Below are 23,014 nucleotides of genomic sequence, written 5' to 3' on the forward strand. Positions count from 1 at the left end.
CGGTTCAGGCTCCGATCGGGGAACCGATGCGGGTGATGTCCCAGGCTTCGGTCATGTGCAGCGGCAGCACGTTGTCGCCGCCGATCTCCTTGAGCCGGAGCATCGTGTCGTACGCCTCGAAGAGGTCGGTGTGCCCGCCCGGCGGGATGACCTTGAAGTGCTCGCTCTCCTCCTCGGAGGGGTAGAAGTTCTCCTTCAGCACGCACATGCCGGCGATGACGAACGCGCCCTCGCTGGTCGTGACGATCGCGGACTGCCCACCGAACGTGTGCCCCGGCGAGAGCACCAGGTCGAGACCGTCGGCGATCTGGTGCGACCCGTCCAGGAGCCGCAGGTCCATTCCCGCGATCTTGTCGTAGTGCTCCTTGGGGGCGAAGGAGGTGGCGAACATCTCGTGCGACGGGGTGGTCTCCCACTCCTTGCGCTGCACGTAGAACGCGCTCTCGCTGAACGGCTCCACCGTCATGCAGTGGTCCCAGTCCAGGTGCGACAACACCACCACGTCGATGTCGCGCGGTGACAGGCCCCGGTCGGCGAGATGTCCGGTGATCGGCTTGACGTCGACCACGTCGGCGAACACCTGGCCCACGTGGACGAGCTCGCGGTCCTTCGGCCTGATGTGCTCGCCGTAGTCGGCGGCGCTGCACCCGACGTCGACCAGCACGTTGAGGTCCTTGCCCCGGATCAACCACGACACGTACGGGATGTCGATGGCGACACCGGCGTTGTGCATGTAGGTGAACCGGCTCTTCTCGCGGTGCGGCCCGTAGGCGACGACCATCGGTTCGATGGTGAACAAGACTGCTTCCTTTCCAGGTCTTATGGAGAAGTACGGGGTCTCAGGAGGGCGGCTGCGGGCGATCCGGGTCCCCGATCAGCCCGGCCACGTACTCGGGCGTCAACGGAGTGCGGTCCACTTCCGCCCCGAAGGGGACGAGCGCGTCGGCGACCGCGTTGGCCACGGCCGCGGGGGTGGAGACGACCCCCGACTCGCCCATGCCCTTGACTCCGTTCACCGTCAGCGGCGACGGCGAACAGTGGTGCCCGAGCCGTACGGGCGGGATCTCGGCGGCCGTCGGCAGCAGATAGTCGGCGAAGGTCGTGGCCAGCGGAAGTCCGTCGGCGTCGAAGGGGATGTGCTCGTAGAGCGCGCCCCCGACCCCTTGCGCGAACGCGCCCAGCACCTGCCCCTCGACGATGAGCGGATTGATCATGGTTCCGCAGTCCTCGACCGCCGCGGCGTCGAGCACGGTCACCCCGCCGGTCCACGGATCCACCTCGACGGCGACCATCACGCACCCGTTCGAGTACGTGGCCGGGGGATCGTAGAAGCGCGTCACCACCAGGTCCGGCTCGGGCACGACCTCTCGCACCGACGGATCGAAGTACGCCCGCTGGGCGAGCGCGCGAAGCGGGAGTGCCGTGCCGGAGTCGCCGCGGACGTGGACGTGCCCGTCCGCGAAGACCAGGTCGCCGGGATCGCGTTCGAGCAGCCCCGCGGCGATGGCGGCGAGCTTGTCGCGCAGGTCCCGGGCGGCCAGGGTCAACGCGCCGCCCGTCACGGCGGCCGTCCTGCTGGCCCGCGTCCCCGCCGTGCTCATCGGAACGGCCGCGGTGTCGTTCGCCAGCACGGTGACCTCGGCGGGATCGACGCCGAGCACCTCGGCCACGACCTGGGCCAGCGACGTGGCGTGCCCCTGCCCCTGCGAAGGGGTGCCGACCGCCACGGTGACCTCGGCCGAGGGTTCCATCGTGATCCGGACGCTGTCGTGGGACGAGAACGACCACGACGACTGGGCCGCCCCCTCGGTGCCCCAGCCGCTCGGCTCGACGTACGGGCTGACACCGATGCCGAGGTAGCGGCCGGTCTCGCGGGCGGCCCGCTGCCGCTCCCGCAGCCCCGGATAGTCGATCAGTTCCGCGGCCGTGTCGAGGGACTCCACGAAGCTGCCGCTGTCGTAGACCATTCCGGTGGGCGAGGTGTGCGGGAACTCCCGTACGAGGTTCTGCCGCCGCAGGTCCACCGGATCGCGGCCGAGCAGCCGCGCGGCGCGGTCGATGAGGACCTCCCGCGCCGAATGACTGGCCGTCCATCCCACACCCCGGTAGGCCGAGATCGGGGTCTTGTTGGTCAGGACCGCGGTCACCTGCCACGCCACGTCGCGGATCCGGTACGGCCCGGGAAGCAGCCCTGCGGAGAGGTAGGACTCGATCAGCGTGCTCGCGCTGTTGTAGGAGTACGCCCCCGAGTCACCGAGAATGCGCGCCCGGATCGCCTCGAAGGTGCCGTCGGCGGCGACCGCGAGCTCCATGTCGATGATCTGGTCCTTGGAGTGCGGCGCCGCGGTGATGTTCTCCCTGCGGTCCTCCACCCACTTCACCGGCAGGCCGGTGGCGCGCGCGGCCAGCGCCACCGCCACCTCCTCGGGGGAGGCCGGGATCTTCTGCCCGAAACCGCCGCCGACGTCGGGGACGAGGACCCGGATCCGCCCTTCCGGCATGTCCAGGCAGGCGGCAAGCTTGCGGCGCAACAGATGGGGCGACTGGGTCGAGCTGTGCACGGTGAGGCGGTCGTCGGCCCGGTCGTAGCTCGCCAGGCAGCCGCGCCCCTCCATCGGCGCCGCGACGAAGCGCCCGGTGGTGAACCGGCCGCTCAGCACGTGCGCCGCTCTCGCGAAGGCGGCGTCGACGTCGCCGTGCTCACGGCCTCCCTCGTACACCACGTTGGTGGGGAGGTCGTCGCACAGCCGCGTCGTCCGCTCGGTGCGCGCGGCCTCGGGGTCGGTGACGACCGGCAGCGGCTCGTAGCCGACCCGGACCAGATCGGCGGCGTCCTCGGCGACGGCCCGGCTCTCGGCCAGGACGACGGCCACCGCCTCGCCCGCGAAGCGCACGCGGCCGGCCGCCAACGCGGGCTGCGGCGTCTTGCGCAGATCCGGCACCGCGACGGCGTCGAGCAGCGGCCGATGCGGCAGATCGTCCGCCGTCAGGACCGCGCGCACGCCCGGCAGGGCCCGCGCGGCGGCGGAGTCCACGGCGACGATCGCGGCGTGCGCGTGCGGGGACCGCACGAAGCACGCGTGCGTCACCCCGGGCACCGTGACGTCGGCGAGATAGCGCCCCGCGCCGACGAGGAGCCGGGGGTCCTCCCTCCGGGTCAGCCTGGCGCCCAGCGCGCTCCCGGAGGACGTGACCCGAGGCGGCCGCGAGCCCATGCACCCTCCCCACACGACAACGAGCGATTTCCTGCGATCCCGCACAGCAATGATCAGTACGCGTCCACGAGTGAACGGCAGGCATATCCGCAGTTACGGAGGGGTCATCCAGGACGTCCCCGCGCATGCCCAACGCGATCGCCGATCAGTTACTGTTCGGACAGACAGGAAAACCATACATTACCTATCTAGTAGATTGGAAATATGGTCCGAACCCTCGGCCTGTACTACGGTGACGGGGTCTCGCCATCAGCCCAGGCGACAGCGACCACAGGGGGAATCACCGCGTGCCCAGCCCGAACCGCAGATCGGCCGAGGGCCGTACGGACGAGCCCGCCACGGAGCACGACTCCGCGGGCCGCCGGCGCGACCCCGGCCGCTCCCGGCAGGCGATCCTCGACGCGGCCGAGCGGATCTTCGCCAGGGAGGGCTACGACGGGGCCAGCCTCGTCGCGATCGGCAAGGCCGCGGGCGTCTCCGGGACGCTTCCCGCGTACTTCTTCAAGGACAAGGCGACCCTCTACGCCGCCGTCGTCGAGAGGCTGTTCGACCACCGCGACCACACACTGGAGCGGCTCGTCGAAGCGGCGATCGCCGCCCTCGACGAGGGAGAGGACGGGCTGCGCCGCGGCCTGGACATCCTGGTCGGCGGATACCTGCGGTTCCTGCTCGACCGCCCCGCATTCGTACGGCTGATGTCGCGCGACGCCCTGGAGATGGGGCGGGCCGGCCGCGCGACCACCCCGCGCCATTCCGCGGCGTACGAACGCGGTCTGCGCCGGTTCATCGCGGCCCTGCCGTCGCGGCCGGGCCCCGGAGTCGACCCCGACCAACTGCTCATCAGCGTCGTGGCGCTCTGCTTCTTCCCTATGGAACACGACGCGACCATGCTCGCCGGCATGGGCTACCGCGCCTGGAGCACGGGCTTCGTGGAGAAACGCGCCGACCATGTGGTCGACGTCCTGCTCCGGGTCCTGGCCGGCCCCGGCGGCACGGGGTGACACCGGAGCGTCACCCCGTGCTCGGCGGGACAGGTCAGCAGGACGAGTCGTAGGCGCAGAGCTTCACCGTCATCTTCTTCGCGTCCACGAGGTTGCGGGGGTAGACGTCCGCCTTCGTGAAGAACGACGCGTACGCGCGGTAGACCGCGACGGCCCGGCCGCGCCGTACGACGACGGCCCGGCCGCCGCCCGCCTTGGCACTCGAACCCTTGTAGTTCTGATAGCTCACCTTGAGCGCCTCGGCGCCGAGCTTCAGCGGGGTGGCCGTGTAGACCTCCGACAGGCCGCCGCCCGCCGGGTGGACCCGGCAGTCCTTCACCGCCTTCCGTACGGCGGCGAACGCCTGCTTGGCCCGTGCCTCGCTGCCGTAGACGACGAGCTGCTCGACGACGGAGCCGTCCGGTTCCGCGTGGGTCAGGGTGCGGGCGGCGGAGCGGCCGGTCCGGCCGACGCCCTTCTCCGTACCGCAGGGGTTGAGGTCCAGCGGCTCCGCGGTGGCCTCGCTCACGAACCAGGGGAACTCGGCGTTGAGGTTCGCGCGTGCTTCCTGCTCGTGGATCAGGAAGTTCTTGGGGATCTTCGTGGCCTCCGTCGTCGCCGCGTACGCGGGGACCGGGATCGCCGCCAGGACGGCCAGGGCGGCGACCGCGCCCATCATCGTCTTCACGCCCAGGATGATGTCATTCAGGTGTAGATCCGTCGCCTGGCGGGCAGTGGCGACTCATCTATCCCCCTATGTGACTGGCTGGTAGGTTTCCCGGCATGGAGTCAGCAGCGAAGCACGCGGGCGACATCGCGGTCGCCGTTTCCCAGGCATACGGCGTCGAGACCATGTTCACGCTGTCCGGGGGACACGTCTTCCCCCTGTACGACGGCGCGGTGCACGAGAACATGCGCATCCTCGACGTGCGGCACGAGCAGAGTGCCGTCTTCGCCGCCGAGGCGACCGCGCGGCTCACCCGGAAGCCCGGCCTGGCGGTGCTGACCGCCGGTCCCGGCATCACCAACGGCGTCTCCGGCGTCGCGACGGCGCACTACAACGGCTCCCCCGTCGTCGTGATGGGAGGCAGGGCACCGCAGTCCCGCTGGGGCTCGGGCGCCCTGCAGGAGATGGACCACCCGCCGCTGTTCGAATCCATCACCAAGCTCGCCTTCACCGGCTCCGGTGCCGACACGATCGGCCAGGACGTCGAGATGGCCTACCGTACGGCTCTCGCGCCCCACCGCGGCCCGGTCTTCATCGACTTCTACATGGACCACCTGTTCGCGCCGTCGCCCGAGCGGACCACCGAGACGCTCGCGCCGTCGCCGCTCGAACCGGACACCGACGCGCTCGCCGACATCGCGAAGCTGATCGCCGCGGCCGAGCGGCCGGTCCTGGTCCTCGGCTCCGACGTGTGGATGGACCGCGCCGAAGAGGCCGCGCGGGACTTCGCCGAGGAGTACCGCCTGCCGGTCATCCCCAACGGCCAGGGCCGGGGCATCCTCCCCTCCGGGCACGACCTGCTCGTCACCCGGGCCAGGGGGCTCGCCTTCGGCCAGGCCGACCTGGTCATCGTGGCCGGCACGCCGCTGGACTTCCGGCTCGGCTACGGATGGTTCGGCGGCAAGGACGGGGCTCCCCTGGCCAAGGTCGTGCACATCGCCGACGCCGCCTCCCAGCTCGCCACGCACGTCGGCCTGGCCGGCTCCGCCGCGGGGGACCTGTCCCTCACCTTCTGGGGCCTCGCCGCCGCCTGCGCGACCGCCGGGGTCGATCCGAAGGCGTACGCGCCGTGGGTGTCCACCCTGGCCGAGACGGCCTCCGCCGCGATCGCCGGTGACGCCGAGCTGCTCGCCTCCGACGCCGACCCCATCCACCCGATGCGCGTCTACGGCGAGCTGGGCCGGGTCCTCGCGGACGACGCCGTGGTCATCGGTGACGGCGGCGACTTCGTGTCCTACGCCGGCAAGTACGTCGAGCCGCGCAACCCGGGCAACTGGCTCGACCCCGGCCCGTACGGCTGCCTCGGCACCGGGCTCGGCTACTCGATCGCCGCCCGGCTCGCCCGGCCGTCCTCTCAGGTCGTGCTGCTCCTCGGCGACGGCGCCGCCGGGTTCTCCCTGATGGACGTGGACACGCTGGTCAGGCATCGGCTGCCGGTCGTCATGATCTGCGGCAACAACGGCATGTGGGGCCTGGAGAAGCACCCCATGCAACTGCTGTACGGCTACGACGTGGCCGCCGACCTCCAGCCCCAGTGCCGGTACGACCAGGTCGTGACGGCGCTCGGCGGCGGCGGAGAGCTGGTGACGTCGCCGTCCGAGATCGGCCCCGCACTCCGGCGGGCCTTCGACTCGGGCGTGCCGTACCTGGTGAACATCGCCACCGACCCGGCGGTCGCCTACCCCCGCAACACCACCGGGATCTGATCAGGGCGAGGCACTGGCGTCGGGGGTCGCCGAGGGCGACACGCTGGGCGTCGCGCTGGGACTGGGCGACGCGCAGGCGATCTTGGTCACGAAGATCTTGATCGTGGCGCCCTCGCGGGCCGACTCCCCGCCCTTCGGATCCTGGGCGGTGACCTTCGTGCACGCCCCCGAGCCTCCGACGAGACTCCTCTTGGCGTTGAACCCGAGGGCCTTCAGCTTGGCGATCGCCTTCTCCTCGGTCAGGCCCATCACCGAGGGCACCTTCTCCATGGGCTCCTCGCTCTCGCTCGGGCTGGGAGACGGGCTCGGCGACGCCGACGGTGACGGTGACGGCGAGGAGGTCCTCGTCGGCCTGGTGACGACCGGGGGCGGCGTCAGGACGGGAGTCGGCGTCGGGGTCCTACGCCTCGGCCTGCTCGGCGACGGACTGGACGTCGGCGTCGCGGTGTGCACGTCCAGCGACGAGGGCGTGGATGTGCCGGGCTGGTCCGTGCCGGACGCGGCGAGGGCGTTGATGCCGAGCGCCGCGAGCCCGGCGAAGACGGCGAGACCGGCCGCCCCCGCGGCGATCGGCGCTTTGCGGCTCTTCCTGCGACGTGAACTCCTCGGCCCGGGTGAGGTCGCCGCGGTGCCCGTCGCCGGAACCGCCGGACTCTCCTCCCACGCCTCGGCGCCGTACGCGCGGTCCGCCTGGGTCGGGTAGTCGGACGAGGCGTATCCCCCCGCCTCCGGGGCGTATCCCCCGGTGGGGGGGCCGTACCCGGCGGCGGCCTGGGGGTATCCGCCGGTGGCCTGGGGATATCCGCCGGTGGCTGGAGGGTATCCGGCCGCGGCCGGCCCGCCGAGGTCGGGCCCGGAGAGAGCCGTACCGGTATCGGCCGGCTGCTGGAGCTGCGGATGGGTGGGTCGCATCGAGTGGTGCACGGACCTGCGGGCCGCCTCGCTCATCGCGGCGGCGTCCGGCCAGCGCCGGGCGGGATCCTTGAGCAGTGCCCGCTCCACCACCATGCGCACAGGCGGCGGCACGTCCGGAGGCAGCGGCGGAGGCTCGTCCCGGATGTGCTGAAGCGCGATGGCCACCGGGGACTCGCCGTCGAAGGGCCGCCTGCCGGCGAGGCATTCGTACGCCACCACGCCGAGGGCGTAGACGTCCACGGCGGGCGTGACGGGCGCGCCCTCGGCCTGCTCGGGCGCGCAGTACGCGGCGGTGCCGAGGACCATGCCCGCGTCGGTCAGGCGACTCGCCGCGTCGGCCCGCGCGACGCCGAAGTCGGTGAGCACGAGCGTGCCGTCCTGACGGACCAGGAGGTTGCCCGGCTTGACGTCCCGGTGGACGATGCCGCGCTCGTGCACGGCCTGGAGCGCGGCGGCGGCCTGCGCGATGAGCTCCATCGCCGGCTCGGGACCGATCCGGCCCAGCCGCGTCAGCAGCCGGTCGAGCGGCTCACCGTCCACGAACTTCATCACGAGGTACGCCGTCGGCCCGTCTCCGGGGACGTCGGCCACGCCGTAGTCGTAGACGTCGACCACACCGGGGTGGTTGACGGTCGCCATGGCGCGGGCCTCGCCCTGGAAGCGGACGGCGAATCCGGGGTCGTCGAGCCTGCCGGGGAGCAGCACCTTGACGGCGACGGTCCGCGCGAGAACCATGTCCTCACCGCGCCAGACCTCGCCCATGCCACCGGCGCCGAGCCGGGCGTCCAAGCGGTAGCGCCCCGCCAGCGTCATCCCCTGGGCCACCATGTGCCCAATACCCCCTCATGTTCCCCGGAGTTGTCCAACAAAGCAGATTCGCATCTCGGGAAAGTCACGACCAGATCACGAAAGCCTGCATGCTGAGCATGAGCCTACGCGCGAGTGATCCCATTCTCGGAACAACGGGCGAACCACCCCTGCGGGTTCACCTGGACCACCATGCGCCTGCGGCACTGCGCACAGTAGCGCGGCGGCTCCAGGGTGCGGGCGGCGACGCACGCCGCTGATCATCCTCACCGGACGGCCCACCACAGTGGTCGCAGAACACGTTCACGGCCTCCTAGCGTAGGACTACTAGGCTGGAATGCATGACGCTAGCTCCTGGCCTGCGCGCCAACGTCCTCATCATGGTGGAGCGAGAGGACACCGCGATCAGGGTGGGCAGTGGAGACGTGCCCGTTCTGGGCACGCCCAGACTGCTCTCGTTCGCCGAAGGCGCGACGGTCAAGGCGGTCCAGCGCTACCTGGAGCCGGGCCAGACCTCGGTGGGTACGCGGGTCGAGTTGGAGCACCGCGCGCCCAGCGCCGTCGGCATGCATGTGGAGATCTCCGCCGAGCTGACCGACGTGGACGGCAGGCGACTCGTCTTCGCCATCACCGCCGTCGACAAGACCGGAAAGCTGGTCGCCGCCGGGAGGATCGAGCGGGTCGTCGTCGACCGGGAACGCTTCCTCGGCGCGCTCTGACCCGGAGGGGCCCAGTCGAGTCCGACGGGCCACGCCCCGGCGCACGGTCGGCATCCGCCAGACGCTCACCTAGTCGATGACGGCGATCAGGTCGCCCCCCTGGATGACGTCGCCCTCGGCGACCTTGAGCTGCGCCACGACGCCCGCGTCCTCGGCGAGGACCGGGATCTCCATCTTCATCGACTCCAGGATGACGAGCGTGTCGCCCTCGTCGACGGTGTCACCCTCGGCGACGACGATCTTCCAGACGTTCGCCACCATCTCAGCGCGTACTTCCGCCACCACAACACTCCTCTTCATTCGGCGATCCACTCACCGACTCCGGCGGATCCATGCCGGGACCGGCTTCCAGCACCATCAGACCGGCGTCATGACCTCATGCGGGACACCAGCCCGGTGTCGTAGTTCCCCGCTCGCGAACTCCGGGTGGTCCAACAGCTCGGCGCAGAAGGGCAGGTTGTTCTTGGGCCCCTCGACGGGAACGCCGTGGCAGCCGGCCGATCTCCGCAGCGACACGTACGGCGTCCGCCAGGCCGGTCACCGGCGCGCGGGTGCCCGTGGCGACCGGGACGCCCGCGTTCTCCATCAGGCTCCTAGCGTTGATCTTGTCGCCCATCCGGACGATCGCCTCGGGAGCCGGGCCGATCCAGACGAGACCTGCCTCGACGACCGCGCGGGCGAACGGCAGGTCCGCGTCAGCGTCCGAGTAGACCGCGGCCGCCCGCAGCCCCATACGCCTCGCCGTGCGGATGATCCGCCGGGCGATCTCGCCGCGGTCGGCGACAAGGACTGACTCGAACACGCAGCCAACCCTACGGGGGTCTCCCAGTGATCCCCTGCGCTTGATTCCAACTGAAGGCGACCCGCGAATCTGTAGGGTCGGCACAAAAGCGGCCCCCCATCGCACCGCGTTCACGGCGAGCCGGTGCGACCTCTCCTACAAGTGGTTCACCGTGGGCCGACGCCGACCTCTGCTACAAGCGGTTCACCACGGTGAGCCGGTCGACCACCCGCGCCATCGCCTCGATCACGGCGGGATCGTACTCGGTGCCGATGCCGAGCCTGAGCCGCTCCAGCGCCGCCGCCGCCCGGTCCCGGTCGGCGGATCCCCCCACCAGATCGTCGTACGCGTTGGCGGCCTTGATGACCCGGCTGGCCGTCGGCGGCGCATGGTCGACGGTGTCGCACTGGCGGCGGACGATCTCGGCGACCCCGTGCAGGACACCGGTCTTCCTGATCACCTCGGCCCCGAGCTCGGCGATCCGCTTCGCCTGCGACGGATCGGTGAGCACGGTGGCGCCGCCCGGGATCGGGTCGCTCAGGGAGAGCTGCCCGATGTCGTGCATGAGGGCGGCGTACTCCAGCTCCAGCAACTGGGGCTCCGACATGCCGAGCTCCCTGCCGACGGCGACCGACAACGTGCTGACCCGGCGGGAGTGGCCGGGCTCCACGTATCCCCCGACCTCGGTCACCCGGCTCAGCGCCCGCACCGTCTGCAGGTAGGTCGCCCGGATGCCGGCGTACTTGCGGAACGCCACCTGCGTCACGAGCAACGGCGCGGCGAACACCAGCAGAGCGGTCATGTTCATGCTGTGCGCGGCGAGCGCGAGCAGCGTTCCTGACGCGGCCACCGCCGCGCCCAGCGGCGCGCCCATCCGCAGTTCATCGCGTACGGCGACGCCGAAGGCGGTCCTGACCTGCTCGGCCCTGAGCATCGCCGCGATCACCACGTCGGCCGTCAGCATCAGCACGATGAGGGCCGCCATCACGCCCAACGCCGGCCACCAGTTGCCGTCGATGGCGATCGAGTAGAGGGGTGCGGTCAGCGGCCGGTAGGCGAAGGCCAGCAGCGAGCCGGCCAGCAGCCTCCTGGCGATCGCGTCGAGCCGGGGCGGGCGGCCCACGGCGAGATGCGGCAGTGCTCCCGCGATCATGCCCACCGACATGACGGCGACGACCTGCAGCGCCGTCTGCCTGGCGGGCTGGCCGCCCACGTCGAGCAGGAGCGCGTACCCGATCGCCGCCGCCGTGGAGATGGGCGCCACCTCGCGGTTGCCCGGCATGGTGAGCCTGGCCAGCTCCCCCACCGCGATCAGCGCGCCGAATCCGATCGCGACCTGCGAGTCGACCAGCCCGTTCGCCGCCGTGTGGGAGATCCCCGCCACGGTGAGCATCCCGGCGGCACAAATGAGGAGTAACTGGCCCGAGTCGAGCCCGCGCATCGCCCTGGCGGCGGTCATGAGTCCTCGCCCTCAGCGTTCTGAGATGACCTGGATGGGCATGGTCGGGTCGTCGTGATCCTTCGCGGTGGTCACCACGGCGCCGGGCGGCGCGGGCACCGCGCGCGGCGGCTCCCAGCCGTGGCGGTCGAGGGCCTTGATGAACGTGCTCACCATGACGGGGTCGAACTGCGCGCCCGCGCTCTTGCGTAGCTCGGTCACGGCCTCCTCGATCGACTTCGCCTTGCGGTAGGCCCGGTCGGACGTCATCGAGTCGAACGCGTCCGCCACCGCGATGATCCTGGCGAACTCCGGGATCTCGTCACGTGCGAGGCCCATGGGGTAGCCCTTGCCGTCATGCCGCTCGTGGTGGTGCATGATCCCGGCGAACGCCTCGTCGAGGAAGTCGATGCCGCGCACGATCTCCAGGCCGCGCATCGGGTGCAGCTGGATCGCCGCGTACTCCTCCTCGGTCAGCTTGCCGTCCTTCTGCAGGACCTTCGTGGGCACGCCCAGCTTGCCGACGTCGTGCAGCATCCCGGCGTATCTGATCGCCCGCAGCCGCTCGGTGCCCATGCCGATCTCCTCCGCGATCATGGAGGACGCCCTGGACACGCGGGTGCAGTGCCCCCGCGTGTAGTAGTCCTTCGTCTCCACCGCCTGGCACAGCGCGGCGATCGTCGCGTCATAGGAGCGCTGCTGGGCGTGATAGTGCCCGAAGGCCCAGCGCGCCACGAACAGCGGGATCAGCACCAGCACCGCCGAGATCGACTGGACCGTCGCCCACAACCCGGCGATCAGCAGCCCGAAGGTCGCGTAGCCGAGATAGGACACCAGGATCTGGACCGTGCCCCGGAGCGCCACCTGGTCCCTGCCCACGCCCTCGGCCAGCAGGAGGATGACCGCGGTCAGGCCGAAGTTGATCAGGACGAAGGCCCCGGTGGCCGCGCCGTACGGGATGATCACGCCGGGGAAGTCGTCCTCGCGGGGCAGGCCCACGATGCCCCCGGCGTGCTGGAACGCCACTCCCGCGGCGTATCCGCAGATCACGAACTGGGCGCCGTTGAACAGCCGCTTCACGATCGGCAGGCCCGGCCGCACGCTCACCACGGCCATGAGCCCGACCAGCGCGGCCCCCTCGGGGCCGACCAGCACCACGGCGGCCAGCGCGGCGGAGAAGCTCACCGAGATCGCCGCCTGCGGCACGTTGAGCACCGTCGGTACGGACTCGCACACCAGGAACAGCAACGCGAGCACGACGAGCGTCGGAAGCTCGGCCTGGTCGAACCATCCCGGAGAGACGGCGCTGTCGACCACCAGTGCGGCGGCGGCTCCGATCAGTACGACGAAGTAGACCTTTGCCCGCCACGGCAGTTCCCGCATGCGGCCACCTCGCGCCTCAGGTCCAGGAGATCCCGGAGGTCACGCCGGTCTCGGCCACGAACACCACCACTGGGGCGAGCAGTAACAACGCCGCCAGCATCTTGGTGGCCATCCTGTTGAACATCGCTGCCTCCACATCGAATTCGCCCACAGGCTACAGAAGCCAAGGTGCCCGGTCAGAGAGCTCGGCGAACCGCAGCCAAACCGTAATCAACCGATCACGCTGCGCTCATTTGCCCTACTTCGTCCGGCGATTCGGCGCGTCCGCGACCGGCTGCTTCCCACGTCATCCCCACAACGCGAGAACAGCGACCGTTCACAGACCGTCACCCCACCACCGGCCCGGAACTCGGTTACGTGCCCGGCGTCCATCCCCGTCAAACCCAGAGGTCCCACAGGCCACGGCCCGGCCCGTACGGCGGAGCGCTCTCAGACGACACCGGAGGCGACACCCTGATGGGCGCCCGGTGCGGCGCCCGGTGCGGCGATCGAAGCGGTGTCGGAAGCGGTGTCGGAAGCGGTGTCGGGAGCGGTGTGCGGCGGCGTGGATCAGTGTGCGATGTCGGGCAGTGCGCGGCGGCGGGTCAGGGGCGTGCGGCGGCCCAGGCGACGGTGGCCTTGAGTCCGGTGGCGAGGTCGGTCCGCGGACGCCAGCCGAGGCCCTCGCGGGCCGGCTCGGGATCGACGGCCATGGCGGGCAGGTCACCGAGGCGGGCCGGGGCCAGGCCGGGCTCGTCGGGAGCGCCGGCCGCCGCGGCGATCAGCGTGTGCAACTCGCGGTCGGTCGTCTGCACGCCCGTGCCGAGGTTGAACCTGCGCCCGTGGCCGTCGGGGCCGCAGGCGCGGACGAAGCCGTCCACGACGTCCTCGACGAAGATGTAGTCCCGCGTCTGGGAGCCGTCGCCGTACAGGACCGTGGGCCGCCCCGCCAGCAGGGCGTCGGTGAAGATGGCGACGACCCCGGCCTCGCCCTCCGGTGACTGGCGTGGGCCGAAGACGTTGGACAGCACCAGCGTGGTGTATTCCAGCCCGTGGAGCGCGCTGTAGGCCGACAGGTACACCTCGCCGCTCAGCTTCGAGGCGGCGTACGGCGAGCGCGGGTCGGTGGGGGCGTCGCCGGGCACGGGGATGACGGCCGGCCTGCCGTACACCGCGACGGAGGAGGCGAAGACGACCTTGCGCGATCCCGCGCGGTGGGCGGCCTCCAGGACGTTGACGGTGCCCTCGACGTTCACCCGCGCGTCGTGCGTCGGGTCGGCGACGCTCTTGCGGACGCTGATCTGCGCCGCCAGATGGCAGATCACCTCGGGACGCCACGCCTCGGCCGCCGTGGCGAGCGCGGGGTCCCGCACGTCGATCGCGTGCAGGTCGGCGTCCGGATTGCGGTTGCCTCCGGACGACATGTCGTCCACGACGGCGACCTCGTGCCCGTCGGCCAACAGGCGGTCCACGAGGTTCGAGCCGATGAAACCCGCCCCGCCGGTGACCATTACGCGCATGCCCGCCCCTTCGTCAGGTGTACGGGGTGATCCTAATCGCCGAGCTCGGACCGCACCTGCGCGATGCGCGCGAGGATCTTGGTGCGCAGGTCGTCCGGGACGGGATCGCAACCGCAGTGCTTGGCGACGAGTTGCTTGACGACCTTCTCCAGGCCGTACTCCTCCAGACAGGGGCCGCACTCGTCCAGATGCTGACGGATGTCGGCGCGCCTGACGTCGTCGAGCTCACCGTCGAGGTAGCTGTAGACCCGGTCCAGAACCTCGCCACAGTCGGTGTCGTGGTGGTCGCCGCAGCTCATCGCCCCTCCTCGTCCCGCACCAGGCCGCGAGCGCGCGCGTAGTCCTCGAGCTGCGTTCGCAGTTGTCTCCGGCCGCGATGCAGTCGCGACATCACGGTCCCGATAGGGGTCCCCATGATGTCGGCGATCTCCTTGTACGGGAAGCCCTCGACGTCGGCAAGGTACACCGCGATGCGGAAATCTTCGGGGAGCGCGGCCAGCGCGTCCTTGACATCGCTGTCGGGCAGGTGCTCAAGGGCCTCGACCTCGGCCGACTTCAGCCCGGTGGAGGTGTGCGACTCCGCGCGGGCGAGCTGCCAGTCCTCGATCTCCTCGGTGCCGGCCTGCTTGGGCTCCCGCTGCTTCTTGCGATAGCTGTTGATGAAGGTGTTGGTGAGGATGCGGTAGAGCCAGGCCTTGAGGTTCGTCCCTTCCTGGAACTGGTGGAACGACGCGAAGGCCTTCGCGAAGGTCTCCTGCAGGAGATCTTCGGCGTCTGCGGGGTTACGGGTCATCCGGAGCGCGGCGGAGTACAGCTGGTCGAGATACGGCATGACGTCGCGCTCGAACCGCTCGCTGCGCTGCTCCAGAGTCTCCTCCACTGTCTTGGAGACCGGACCCACCCCCTCTAGGACGCCGTACGTAGCCGAGAATACCGGCAGGGTAGCGGCGTCTTTCTCCTGGGCGTCGGGCATGAGCAACGCGTTCATGCCCAACTGCAACAGGGCGGGCGTAGAGTCTGTTCCCGGTACGTTTTCGCGGTACGAACACCCATGTTTGGGGAAGGACCTACGTACCGGCTGGTAGCCCGGAAACCGAGTTTCCGCTATCTCATGTCGACTTCTGAGATAGCCATAGTCCAGGAGCCGCTCGTGCTGCCCATTCCGGCCAACGAACTCAATGGCTCGGGAGCCCTCGGGCCGTACTGGACCTTCTACCACGCGGTCGTCGCCGAACAGCTCCGCCAATGGCTGCCCGAGCGTCCCTCCCTGCTGCTCGACCTGTCCGGCGGCCGCGGCCGCTGGACGGCTCAGGCGGCACGGGCGGGACACCGGGTCATCCAGGTCATGGACTTCCGGCGACTCTCCGAACCGTGGCTGCGCGACGCGTCCGACCGCGTGCAGAAGGTCCGTGCCGACGATCTCGACTTCCTGCCCGACGCGTGCGTGGACGCGGTGATCGCGGAGGAACGCGCGCTCTCGGTCGAGATCATGGCCGAGTCCGTGATCGAGGACGTCGCCCGCGTGCTGAAGCCCGGCGGGAGGACGCTGGTGTGCGTCGACTCGCTGGTCCTCGGCATGGCGATACTCGCCGAGCAGAACTACTGGGCGCATCTGTGCCAGACGGGCGAGGTCATGCTCGTTCCCTGGCCGGACGGCAGCATCACCCGCTGCTTCACCAGCGTCCAGCTGCGCGAGCTGATGACGGCCGCCGGGCTCGAAGTGGAGTGGGTGCGCCCCCGCACGGTGCTGTCGCCGTCCACGGTCGACCACGTGCTGGGCACGGGCGGCCACTCGCTGGCCCGCCTGGTCCGAACGGAGCTGGCGACCCGGCCGGACGAGGAGGACACCGTCGGCATCCACCTCGTGGCGAGCGCGCGCAAGAAGGGCTGAGCCTGCGGTTCCCCGCCGTCCGGGCTTCCTGCTCCCACGCCACGGCTCAGCGGCGGCGTTCGCGCTTCGACTGGCACTGGACGCAGCGTGCCGCCTCCGGACGGGCCTCCAACCGGCCGTCCGGGACGAGCCCGCCGCAGTCCACGCATGTGCCGTAGGCGCCGTCGTCCAGCCGCCGCAGCGCGGCCAGTACGGCGACGCGGTGCCGGGACTCGACGTCGATCACCGCCTGGACGCGGTCGGCGTCGGGTGGGTCCGCCTCCTTGAGCACACCGATGGAGCGGTCGAGCTCGTCGAGCAGGGATTCCAGGCGCATGCGCGCGGTCGCGGGGTCCACGGATCCGCACCTCCGGGAGCATGGGGCGATTCGCAGGGAAAGGAGCCCCCGGCCTCCCTTTCCTCACCGGATGCCCGCTTGGCGCGCCCTTTACACTCCGCGTTCAGAAGAGCACGGCGGGCTCGCCGTCACCCGGAAGCGGCTCGATGAGATCAGGACCGTTGTGCCGGACGTTGTTGACCGCGGTCGAGACGGGATATGCCTCCAGCCGACCGGCGAGGGCCGGGACCAGCAGGCGGCCCGCGTCGCTGACACGGGGGTCGAGCCACTCGGCCCACCGGTCCCGCTCGACCATCATCGGCATGCGGTCGTGGATGTGGCCCACCCCGTCCTCCGCGCTGGTGGTGATCACCGTGCAGGTGCACAGCCACTTGAGCGGATCGTCGTCGGCCCGGGACGGGTCCTTCCAGAACTCGTACAGCCCGGCCATGGCCATGACGCCGCCGTCCTCGGGATGGATGTAGTACGGCTGCTTCGCGGGCTTGGCCCCTTCGGGTGCCGCCATCCACTCGTAGAAGCCGTCGGCGGGGAGCAGGCAGCGGCGCGAGGCGAACGCCTTACGGAAGGCGGGCTTCTCGGCCACGGTCTCCACCCTGGCGTTGATCATCCGGGAGCCGATCGACGGGTCCTTCGCCCAGCTCGGCACGAAGCCCCACCGGATCACGCGGAGCTGGCGCACCGGCCGTTCCGCGCCCTCGGTCCTGGGCACGCGGCTCATGACCGCGTAGACCTTCTTGGTGGGCGCGACGTTGTAGTCGGGGCCGAGCTCCTCCTCTGTGTCGAGCTCGATCTCGAACTCCTCCATGAGCTCGTGCCGCTTGCGCGCCGACGCGTACCTTCCGCACATACCCCCCACCTTGCCATCACCCGGGCCGCCGCGCGGACCCCGACAGCGGCCGGACCTGCCGGTAGGCTTTCGTGCATGCCGACCCAGCCCCTGTGGCCCGCTCCCGTAGCGACCGGGCCGATCGACGCGACCGTCCGCCTGCCCGGGTCGAAGTCCGTGACGAACCGGGTGCTGCTCCTCGCCGCGCTGGCGCAGGCCCCCGGTTCCGTACGGCTCGCGCTGCGCAGCAGGGACGCGGACCTCATGGTGGCGGCGCTGCGCTCCCTCGGCGCGGAGATGACCGCCTCGAACGAGAGCGTGTCGAGCGTCGACTGGGCGATCACGCCGGGGCCCATCAGGGGCGGCGCGTCCATCGACGTCGGTCTCGCCGGGACCGTGATGCGGTTCGTGCCGCCGGTCGCGGCCCTCGCGGACGGCGAGGTCTTCTTCGACGGCGATCCGCACGCGCGCAAGCGGCCGATGGGGCCGATCCTGGGCGCGCTGCGCGCCCTCGGCGCCACCGTGACCGCCGACGCGCTCCCGTTCACCGTACGCGGGCCGATCACGGGCGGCGAGGTCGTGCTGGACGCCTCGATCTCCTCGCAGATGGTGTCCGGGCTGCTGCTGGCCGCGCCGCGGTTCGAGAAGGGCGTCACCGTACGGCACAGCGGGCCGCCGGTCCCCTCCATGCCGCACATCGCGATGACGGTGCACCTGCTCCGCCAGGCCGGTGTCGAGGTCGACGACTCCGAGCCGGACGTGTGGCGGGTCGAGCCCGGCCCCATCGCCGCGAGGGACGTAATCGTCGAACCCGACCTGTCGAACGCCGCGCCCTTCCTCGCCGCGGCGCTGATCACCGGTGGCGCGGTCACCGTGCCGGACTGGCCCGATGAGACCACGCAGGGCGGCGACCAGCTCCGCCACCTGCTCACCGACATGGGCGCGACCGTGACGCGCACGCCGTACGGGCTGCGGGTGACCGGAACCGGCCAGGTGCGGGGCATCGAGGCCGACCTGCACGAGGTCAGCGAGCTGACCCCCACGATCGCCGCGCTGGCGGCCCTGGCGGACGGCCCGTCGCGGATCAGCGGCGTGGCGCACATCCGCGGGCACGAGACCGACCGGATCGCCGCGCTGGCCACCGAGATCAACAAGCTCGGCGGCGACGCCCGTGAGACGGACGACGGCCTGGAGATCCGGCCGCGTCCGTTGTCGGGCGGGGTCTTCCACAGCTACGAGGACCACCGGATGGCCACGGCGGGAGCGGTGATCGGCCTGGCGGTTCCCGGCGTCGAGGTGGAGAACATCGCGACCACGGCCAAGACCCTCCCCGACTTCGCCGGCATGTGGGCGGACATGCTGGCGGGCGCCGAGGGCAGGACCACGACGACCCGGACGCCGTGACGGGCGTCGACCGTTCCCGCGCCGGGCGCGCGGGCGCAGGAGAAGGACGGACAGGCTGAGAAAGCGGAACTACGACGAGGACGACGTCAGGATCCGGCCGGGCAAGGGCTCCCGGCCCCGGACCCGGGTTCGTCCTGCCCACGAGAAGGCCGTCGAAGGCTTCGTCGTGGCCGTCGACCGCGGCCGCTACACCTGCCTGGTGGGATCGGTCCCCGTCGTCGCGATGAAGGCGCGAGAGCTGGGGCGCAAGGGCATCGTGGTCGGCGACCGCGTCGCCCTCGTCGGCGACGTGAGCGGCCGGCCGGACACGCTCGCCCGGGTCGTCCGGGTGGAGGAACGGCGCTCGATGCTCCGCCGCAGCGCCGACGACACCGATGACGTCGAGCGTCCGGTCGTGGCCAACGCCGACCAGCTCGTCATCGTCACCGCGCTGGCCGACCCTCCCCCGAGGCCCCGGATGATCGACCGGCTTCTGGTCGCGGCCTTCGACGCCGACATCGACCCCCTGCTCTGCCTGACCAAGGCGGATCTCGCGTCCGCCGACGAGCTGGTCGCGCTCTACGAGCCTCTCGGCGTGCCGTACATCGTGGTGAGCAAGGGGGGGCCGCTGGGCGAGCTGCGCGGCCATCTGGATGACCGGATCAGCGTGCTCGTCGGTCACTCGGGGGTCGGCAAGTCGACGCTCGTGAACGCGCTCGTCCCCACGGCCGACCGCGCGGTCTCCCACGTCAACGTGGTCACCGGCCGCGGTCGGCACACCTCGACCTCGGCGGTGGCGCTGGAGCTGCCCGAAGGCGGCTGGATCATCGACACCCCCGGCGTGCGCAGCTTCGGCCTGGCGCACGTGCACGTGGAGACCGTGCTCGCGTCCTTCCCCGATCTGAACGAGGCGACGGTCGAGTGCCCGAAGGGCTGCACGCACCTCGGGGACGGGTGCGCCCTCGACCGGTTCGTGGCCGAGGGACAGGCCGATCCCGCCCGTCTGGAGTCCCTGCGCCGGCTTCTGATCAGCCGCGAAGGCGGCGAGGACACACCCTGACCGTCCGGCGTCCGGGCTCGTGAGCGGCCCGGCCCGGCCGCCGCGTTCCGCGCCCGGCGCCGCCGGCCTTCGGCCCGGGGCCCGTCTGCTTCCTGGGAGCGGTCATGGACGGTGGAACGCGAGCCGTACTTCTCGGGCGGGTCCCGCTACGGGCTGCTGGTGGGGAACCGTGGGGAACCGCACCGGCTGGTCGGATCCTATTTCATGAAATTTGACGAATTCGGGTGATCCCGTTGAGCGCATGTCCTACCTTCATCCCATGCGCATCAAGCCGATCATCCTGAGTTCGGTAACCGCGGCCGCACTGCTCGCCGCCGGAGGCACCGCTCTGGCCGGCACCTCGGCCGGCGGCGACACGCCGACCAAGGTGTGCGGACCCGACTTCGTGGTGCAGCGGTCGGTCACGTTCAAGGGCGCGGCCACGTACCTGCTCTACAACGCCGACACCAAGAGCGCCTGCGCGGTCACGATCAAGACGACCAACCTGCGCAAGCGCACCAAGATCTGGGTTGCCCTGGACGTGAAGAACGCGGGCGTGGTCAAGAACGAGGAACTCACCGTCGATCACACCGTTCCGGTCTACCACTACGCGCCCGTGGGCACGCGGGTGAAGTTCTCCGGCGGCATCGACGGCGGCGCCACGTCTGGCACGGACTACGCCCCGATCAAGTAGAGCGCGGAGTCTCCGCGGGGCCCGGGACCGCCGTCGATGGCACCGGGCCACCGGGCTAGCGGTTGGGGCGCAGCGTCCAGGAGACCGTCATCTCCGAGACGACGACGTCGTCGGCGTTCCTGATGTCGACGGCGACCACGAACTCGGGACGCTTCCCCTCGTCGAGTTGGGCCAGGACCTCGGCGCGATCGGCCTCCAGCGTCGCGGTGGCGGTCACCTCTCCCTTGGCCAGCTTGAGATAGCGGATCTCGGCCGCGGTGGCGAGAGGGACGGCCCGGGCGAGTTGGTCGCCGAAGGCCGACAACATGGCCGCTCCGGAGGCCGACTCCGCCAGGGAGAACAGGGCGCCCGCGTGCGGTCCGCCGACGTGATTGTGCAGGTCGCCCCGGTCGGGAAGGCGGGCGGCCGCACTTCCCGATCCGACCGAGTCGAAGGAGATCCCGAGCAACCGGGCGAAGGGCACGCTGTCCAGCATGAAGGCACCGATGTCCATGGCGGAATGTTACTCTCCAGTACGATCTGGGGCGATCCCTCATCTGATGTGATCGACCCCTGACGCGATAGCGTTGACCCCTGTGACCGGCTACAGCGACGATCTGCGTCTCGCACATGTGATGGCGGACGCCGCGGACGACATCACGATGCGCCGCTTCAAGGCGGTCGACCTCAAGGTCGACACCAAGCCCGACCTCACACCGGTCAGCGACGCCGACCGCGCGGTCGAGGAGGCCATCCGCGGCACGCTGCGCCGCGCCCGCCCCCGTGACGCCGTCGTGGGCGAGGAGTTCGGCAAGACCGGCTACGGCATGCGCTCGTGGGTGATCGACCCCATCGACGGCACCAAGAACTACGTGCGCGGCGTCCCGGTCTGGGCCACCCTCATCGCGCTCATGGAGGAGGGCAGGGTCGTCGTCGGAGTCGTCTCCGCTCCGGCGCTCAGCCGTCGCTGGTGGGCCGCCAAGGGCGGTGGGGCGTGGACCGGCCGCAGCCTGACCAAGGCCACCCGCTGCCAGGTCTCCGGCGTGGGCCGCCTCGCCGACGCCTCCCTGTCCTACTCCAGCCTGAGCGGCTGGGAGGAGGAGGGCCGGCTCGACAACATGCTCGACCTCATGCGCGGGGTCTGGCGCACCCGGGCCTACGGCGACTTCTGGTCGCACATGATGGTCGCCGAGGGCGCGGTCGACATCTCCGCCGAGCCCGAGTTGTCGCCCTGGGACATGGCCGCGCTCACCGTGATCGTGGAGGAGGCCGGCGGCACCTGCACCGCCGTGGACGGCACCGCCCCCCTCGACAGCGGCAGCATGGTCTGCAGCAACGGCCTGCTGCACGGCGAGGTGCTCAAGCTCCTGACCAGGGACTGAGGCCCTTCAGAACCTCACAGTCGCGGGCCTGACAGATCCGGGCGCGGCACAGATTCAGTGCCTCACAGCGCGAGGGTCTGCGACACGGCCGACATGAGACTGCCGTGGTACGCCTCGCCGTACAGGCAGACGTGCACGAGGAGCGGATGCAGCTGGTGCATGGGCACCCGCTCGCGCCAGCCGTCGGCCAGTGGTGCCGCCTCCCGGTAGGCCGCGAGGATCGTGTTCAGGTGCGGGGCTCCGAAGAGAGCCAGCATGGCGAGATCGGTCTCCCGGTGCCCGCCGTGCGCGGCCGGATCGATGAGGACGGCCCGCTCCACGGTCCAGAGCAGGTTGCCGCTCCAGAGATCCCCGTGGATCCGGCTCGGTGACTCGGCCGCTCCTGAGACCTCCGGGATGAGCGCGCACGCCTCCTCGATCAGCTTCACGTCCTCCGCGGCCAGCCACCCGCCGTCCCGTGCCGACCGTACGAACGGGAGGACGCGGCGCTCGACGTAGAAGGACGGCCAGTCCGGCGCGGGCGCGTTGTCCATGGGCAGCTCGGCGATGTGTCCGGGCCACGGGGCGCCGAACTCCGCCGCGCCCGCTCCATGCAGCGCCGACAGCTCGCGTCCGAACCGCTCGGCCGCACCGGCGGTCGCGTTCGCGGGCTCGATCCACTCCAGGACCAGCTCGCCGCCGTCCGCCCTGATCACCTCGGGTACGGCGATGGCGCCGGGCTCGGCCAGCCAGCGCAACCCGGCCGCCTCCGAGGTGAAGTCCGCCCCACGCTTGACGAAGACCCTGCGGCCGTCGAGCTCTCCCTCGTACAGGGTCCAGGCGTGGCTGGACCCGAGGTCCCTAGTGATCCGCAAGGTGCCTGGCCAGCCCTTCGGACGCGGCCTCGACCATCCGGAGGACGTCGCGGAAACCCGCGTGACCGCCGTAGTAGGGATCAGGCACCTCGGCTCCCGGCGGAGACGAGGGGTCGAAGGAGCGGAACAGGCGCACGTCGGCCTCCGGCGGGGCGAGCCGCCGTACGGCGCGCAGATTCTCGGCGTCCATCACCAGGACGAGGTCGCGCTCGGCGAACCAGGAGCGGTCGAACTGCCGCGCGCGGTGGGCCGAACCGTCGTATCCGCCGGCGGCGAGCGTGGCCAGCGCCCGCTCGTCCATGGGCGCCCCGACATGCCAGCCTCCGGTGCCCGCGCTGTCGACCTCGACGTCGATGCCCTGTTCCTCCAGCGTGCGGCGGAGCACGATCTCCGCCATCGGAGAGCGGCAGATGTTGCCCATGCAGACCAGGCAGATGCGCTTCATGGGTTCATATTCCC

Annotated in this window: 24 protein-coding genes; 8 read left to right on the forward strand and 16 right to left on the reverse strand. The window is 70.8% G+C overall.

The annotated features are described in order from the left end of the window. Positions 1-4: 4 nt before the first annotated feature. On the reverse strand, positions 5-799 hold the full coding sequence (locus IMZ11_RS28520; RefSeq protein WP_061255182.1) for an N-acyl homoserine lactonase family protein: 795 nt from the start codon (positions 797-799) through the stop codon (positions 5-7). Between the two features lie 40 nt (positions 800-839). Next, positions 840-3,215, reverse strand: coding sequence for a xanthine dehydrogenase family protein molybdopterin-binding subunit (locus IMZ11_RS28525; RefSeq protein ID WP_228645544.1), 2,376 nt, complete (start codon positions 3,213-3,215; stop codon positions 840-842). Between the two features lie 287 nt (positions 3,216-3,502). On the opposite strand from IMZ11_RS28525, the gene IMZ11_RS46365 reads away from it, so the two are divergent. Then, positions 3,503-4,216 carry a TetR/AcrR family transcriptional regulator gene (locus IMZ11_RS46365; protein ID WP_228645545.1) on the forward strand — a complete coding sequence of 238 codons (714 nt, stop codon included), beginning with the start codon at positions 3,503-3,505 and terminating at the stop codon, positions 4,214-4,216. Positions 4,217-4,250: 34 nt separating this feature from the next. Here IMZ11_RS46365 and IMZ11_RS28535 read toward each other — a convergent pair whose 3' ends face one another. Beyond that, positions 4,251-4,883 carry a hypothetical protein gene (locus IMZ11_RS28535; protein WP_228645546.1) on the reverse strand — a complete coding sequence of 211 codons (633 nt, stop codon included), beginning with the start codon at positions 4,881-4,883 and terminating at the stop codon, positions 4,251-4,253. A gap of 95 nt (positions 4,884-4,978) precedes the next feature. Between IMZ11_RS28535 and IMZ11_RS28540 the strand changes: the two genes are divergently transcribed. Next, positions 4,979-6,628 (forward strand): acetolactate synthase, encoded by a 1,650-nt coding sequence (locus IMZ11_RS28540; RefSeq protein ID WP_228645547.1) that lies wholly within the window; start codon positions 4,979-4,981, stop codon positions 6,626-6,628. On the opposite strand, the gene IMZ11_RS28545 is transcribed toward IMZ11_RS28540, so the two are convergent. After that, a complete protein-coding gene (locus IMZ11_RS28545; RefSeq protein ID WP_228645548.1) occupies positions 6,629-8,371 on the reverse strand; it encodes a serine/threonine protein kinase in 1,743 nt (580 codons plus the stop codon). A gap of 320 nt (positions 8,372-8,691) precedes the next feature. On the opposite strand from IMZ11_RS28545, the gene IMZ11_RS28550 reads away from it, so the two are divergent. Continuing rightward, positions 8,692-9,069, forward strand: a complete 378-nt coding sequence (locus IMZ11_RS28550; protein WP_061255188.1) for a thioesterase family protein — start codon at positions 8,692-8,694, stop codon at positions 9,067-9,069. A gap of 69 nt (positions 9,070-9,138) precedes the next feature. Here the strand turns inward: IMZ11_RS28550 and IMZ11_RS28555 are convergent, their stop codons facing one another. The 7 genes from IMZ11_RS28555 to IMZ11_RS28585 all read right to left on the reverse strand — a co-directional run bounded on the left by IMZ11_RS28555 (position 9,139) and on the right by IMZ11_RS28585 (position 15,071). Continuing rightward, positions 9,139-9,351: a biotin/lipoyl-binding carrier protein gene (locus IMZ11_RS28555; RefSeq protein ID WP_228645549.1), complete on the reverse strand. Its 213-nt coding sequence runs from the start codon at positions 9,349-9,351 to the stop codon at positions 9,139-9,141. Between the two features lie 94 nt (positions 9,352-9,445). Then, on the reverse strand, positions 9,446-9,871 hold the full coding sequence (locus tag IMZ11_RS28560) for a biotin carboxylase N-terminal domain-containing protein (RefSeq protein ID WP_228645550.1): 426 nt from the start codon (positions 9,869-9,871) through the stop codon (positions 9,446-9,448). Between the two features lie 172 nt (positions 9,872-10,043). Next, entirely contained in the window at positions 10,044-11,309 is a 1,266-nt protein-coding gene (locus tag IMZ11_RS28565; RefSeq protein ID WP_061255190.1) for an HD-GYP domain-containing protein, read from the reverse strand. A gap of 12 nt (positions 11,310-11,321) precedes the next feature. Beyond that, positions 11,322-12,671, reverse strand: coding sequence for an HD-GYP domain-containing protein (locus IMZ11_RS28570; protein ID WP_228645551.1), 1,350 nt, complete (start codon positions 12,669-12,671; stop codon positions 11,322-11,324). Positions 12,672-13,255: 584 nt separating this feature from the next. Then, entirely contained in the window at positions 13,256-14,170 is a 915-nt protein-coding gene (locus IMZ11_RS28575; protein ID WP_228645552.1) for an NAD-dependent epimerase/dehydratase family protein, read from the reverse strand. Positions 14,171-14,202: 32 nt separating this feature from the next. Next, a complete protein-coding gene (gene rsrA, locus IMZ11_RS28580; RefSeq protein ID WP_061255193.1) occupies positions 14,203-14,469 on the reverse strand; it encodes a mycothiol system anti-sigma-R factor in 267 nt (88 codons plus the stop codon). Beyond that, positions 14,466-15,071: a sigma-70 family RNA polymerase sigma factor gene (locus IMZ11_RS28585; RefSeq protein ID WP_061255268.1), complete on the reverse strand. Its 606-nt coding sequence runs from the start codon at positions 15,069-15,071 to the stop codon at positions 14,466-14,468. The genes rsrA and IMZ11_RS28585 overlap by 4 nt, the downstream gene beginning before the upstream one ends. Positions 15,072-15,320: 249 nt before the next feature. Here IMZ11_RS28585 and IMZ11_RS28590 point away from each other — a divergent pair, with 249 nt between their 5' ends. After that, positions 15,321-16,061 (forward strand): class I SAM-dependent methyltransferase, encoded by a 741-nt coding sequence (locus IMZ11_RS28590; protein WP_061255194.1) that lies wholly within the window; start codon positions 15,321-15,323, stop codon positions 16,059-16,061. A 46-nt stretch (positions 16,062-16,107) separates the two neighbouring features. Here IMZ11_RS28590 and IMZ11_RS28595 read toward each other — a convergent pair whose 3' ends face one another. Together IMZ11_RS28595 and IMZ11_RS28600 are read right to left on the reverse strand one after the other, a co-directional pair. Next, positions 16,108-16,398: a TraR/DksA C4-type zinc finger protein gene (locus IMZ11_RS28595; RefSeq protein WP_228645553.1), complete on the reverse strand. Its 291-nt coding sequence runs from the start codon at positions 16,396-16,398 to the stop codon at positions 16,108-16,110. A 103-nt stretch (positions 16,399-16,501) separates the two neighbouring features. Further along, complete coding sequence (locus IMZ11_RS28600; RefSeq protein WP_228645554.1) at positions 16,502-17,245, reverse strand: SOS response-associated peptidase; 744 nt, start codon at positions 17,243-17,245, stop codon at positions 16,502-16,504. Between the two features lie 75 nt (positions 17,246-17,320). Between IMZ11_RS28600 and aroA the strand changes: the two genes are divergently transcribed. From aroA to IMZ11_RS28615, 3 genes are all read left to right on the forward strand, one after another. Further along, positions 17,321-18,628, forward strand: a complete 1,308-nt coding sequence (gene aroA / locus IMZ11_RS28605; protein WP_228645555.1) for a 3-phosphoshikimate 1-carboxyvinyltransferase — start codon at positions 17,321-17,323, stop codon at positions 18,626-18,628. A gap of 91 nt (positions 18,629-18,719) precedes the next feature. Next, a complete protein-coding gene (gene rsgA, locus IMZ11_RS28610; protein WP_228645566.1) occupies positions 18,720-19,667 on the forward strand; it encodes a ribosome small subunit-dependent GTPase A in 948 nt (315 codons plus the stop codon). Positions 19,668-19,926: 259 nt separating this feature from the next. Then, the gene (locus IMZ11_RS28615; protein ID WP_228645556.1) at positions 19,927-20,340 is read left to right on the forward strand and encodes a hypothetical protein; all 414 of its coding nucleotides are present in this window, start codon (positions 19,927-19,929) and stop codon (positions 20,338-20,340) included. A 55-nt stretch (positions 20,341-20,395) separates the two neighbouring features. On the opposite strand, the gene IMZ11_RS28620 is transcribed toward IMZ11_RS28615, so the two are convergent. Further along, entirely contained in the window at positions 20,396-20,833 is a 438-nt protein-coding gene (locus IMZ11_RS28620) for a DUF4442 domain-containing protein (RefSeq protein WP_228645557.1), read from the reverse strand. Between the two features lie 82 nt (positions 20,834-20,915). Between IMZ11_RS28620 and hisN the strand changes: the two genes are divergently transcribed. Further along, positions 20,916-21,701: a histidinol-phosphatase gene (hisN, locus tag IMZ11_RS28625; protein WP_228645558.1), complete on the forward strand. Its 786-nt coding sequence runs from the start codon at positions 20,916-20,918 to the stop codon at positions 21,699-21,701. A gap of 62 nt (positions 21,702-21,763) precedes the next feature. Here the strand turns inward: hisN and IMZ11_RS28630 are convergent, their stop codons facing one another. Beyond that, the gene (locus IMZ11_RS28630; RefSeq protein WP_228645559.1) at positions 21,764-22,555 is read right to left on the reverse strand and encodes a fructosamine kinase family protein; all 792 of its coding nucleotides are present in this window, start codon (positions 22,553-22,555) and stop codon (positions 21,764-21,766) included. After that, entirely contained in the window at positions 22,542-23,000 is a 459-nt protein-coding gene (locus IMZ11_RS28635; protein WP_228645560.1) for a low molecular weight protein-tyrosine-phosphatase, read from the reverse strand. Before IMZ11_RS28635 ends, IMZ11_RS28630 begins: the two co-directional genes overlap by 14 nt. Positions 23,001-23,014 lie beyond the last annotated feature (14 nt).

Origin of the sequence: Microtetraspora sp. AC03309, assembly GCF_020826795.1 — a bacterium.
Taxonomy (GTDB): domain Bacteria; phylum Actinomycetota; class Actinomycetes; order Streptosporangiales; family Streptosporangiaceae; genus Microtetraspora; species Microtetraspora glauca.

What these genes read in the sequence shown, in the direction of transcription:
- IMZ11_RS28525 (WP_228645544.1), bottom strand. Translation starts at nt 3,215, where the DNA reads ATGGGCTCGCGGCCGCCTCGGGTCACGTCCTCCGGGAGCGCGCTGGGC.
- IMZ11_RS28540 (WP_228645547.1), top strand. Translation starts at nt 4,979, where the DNA reads ATGGAGTCAGCAGCGAAGCACGCGGGCGACATCGCGGTCGCCGTTTCC.
- IMZ11_RS28545 (WP_228645548.1), bottom strand. Translation starts at nt 8,371, where the DNA reads ATGGTGGCCCAGGGGATGACGCTGGCGGGGCGCTACCGCTTGGACGCC.
- IMZ11_RS28550 (WP_061255188.1), top strand. Translation starts at nt 8,692, where the DNA reads ATGACGCTAGCTCCTGGCCTGCGCGCCAACGTCCTCATCATGGTGGAG.
- IMZ11_RS28565 (WP_061255190.1), bottom strand. Translation starts at nt 11,309, where the DNA reads ATGACCGCCGCCAGGGCGATGCGCGGGCTCGACTCGGGCCAGTTACTC.
- IMZ11_RS28570 (WP_228645551.1), bottom strand. Translation starts at nt 12,671, where the DNA reads ATGCGGGAACTGCCGTGGCGGGCAAAGGTCTACTTCGTCGTACTGATC.
- IMZ11_RS28575 (WP_228645552.1), bottom strand. Translation starts at nt 14,170, where the DNA reads ATGCGCGTAATGGTCACCGGCGGGGCGGGTTTCATCGGCTCGAACCTC.
- rsrA (WP_061255193.1), bottom strand. Translation starts at nt 14,469, where the DNA reads ATGAGCTGCGGCGACCACCACGACACCGACTGTGGCGAGGTTCTGGAC.
- IMZ11_RS28600 (WP_228645554.1), bottom strand. Translation starts at nt 17,245, where the DNA reads ATGTGCGGAAGGTACGCGTCGGCGCGCAAGCGGCACGAGCTCATGGAG.
- aroA (WP_228645555.1), top strand. Translation starts at nt 17,321, where the DNA reads ATGCCGACCCAGCCCCTGTGGCCCGCTCCCGTAGCGACCGGGCCGATC.
- IMZ11_RS28615 (WP_228645556.1), top strand. Translation starts at nt 19,927, where the DNA reads ATGCGCATCAAGCCGATCATCCTGAGTTCGGTAACCGCGGCCGCACTG.
- IMZ11_RS28620 (WP_228645557.1), bottom strand. Translation starts at nt 20,833, where the DNA reads ATGGACATCGGTGCCTTCATGCTGGACAGCGTGCCCTTCGCCCGGTTG.
- IMZ11_RS28635 (WP_228645560.1), bottom strand. Translation starts at nt 23,000, where the DNA reads ATGAAGCGCATCTGCCTGGTCTGCATGGGCAACATCTGCCGCTCTCCG.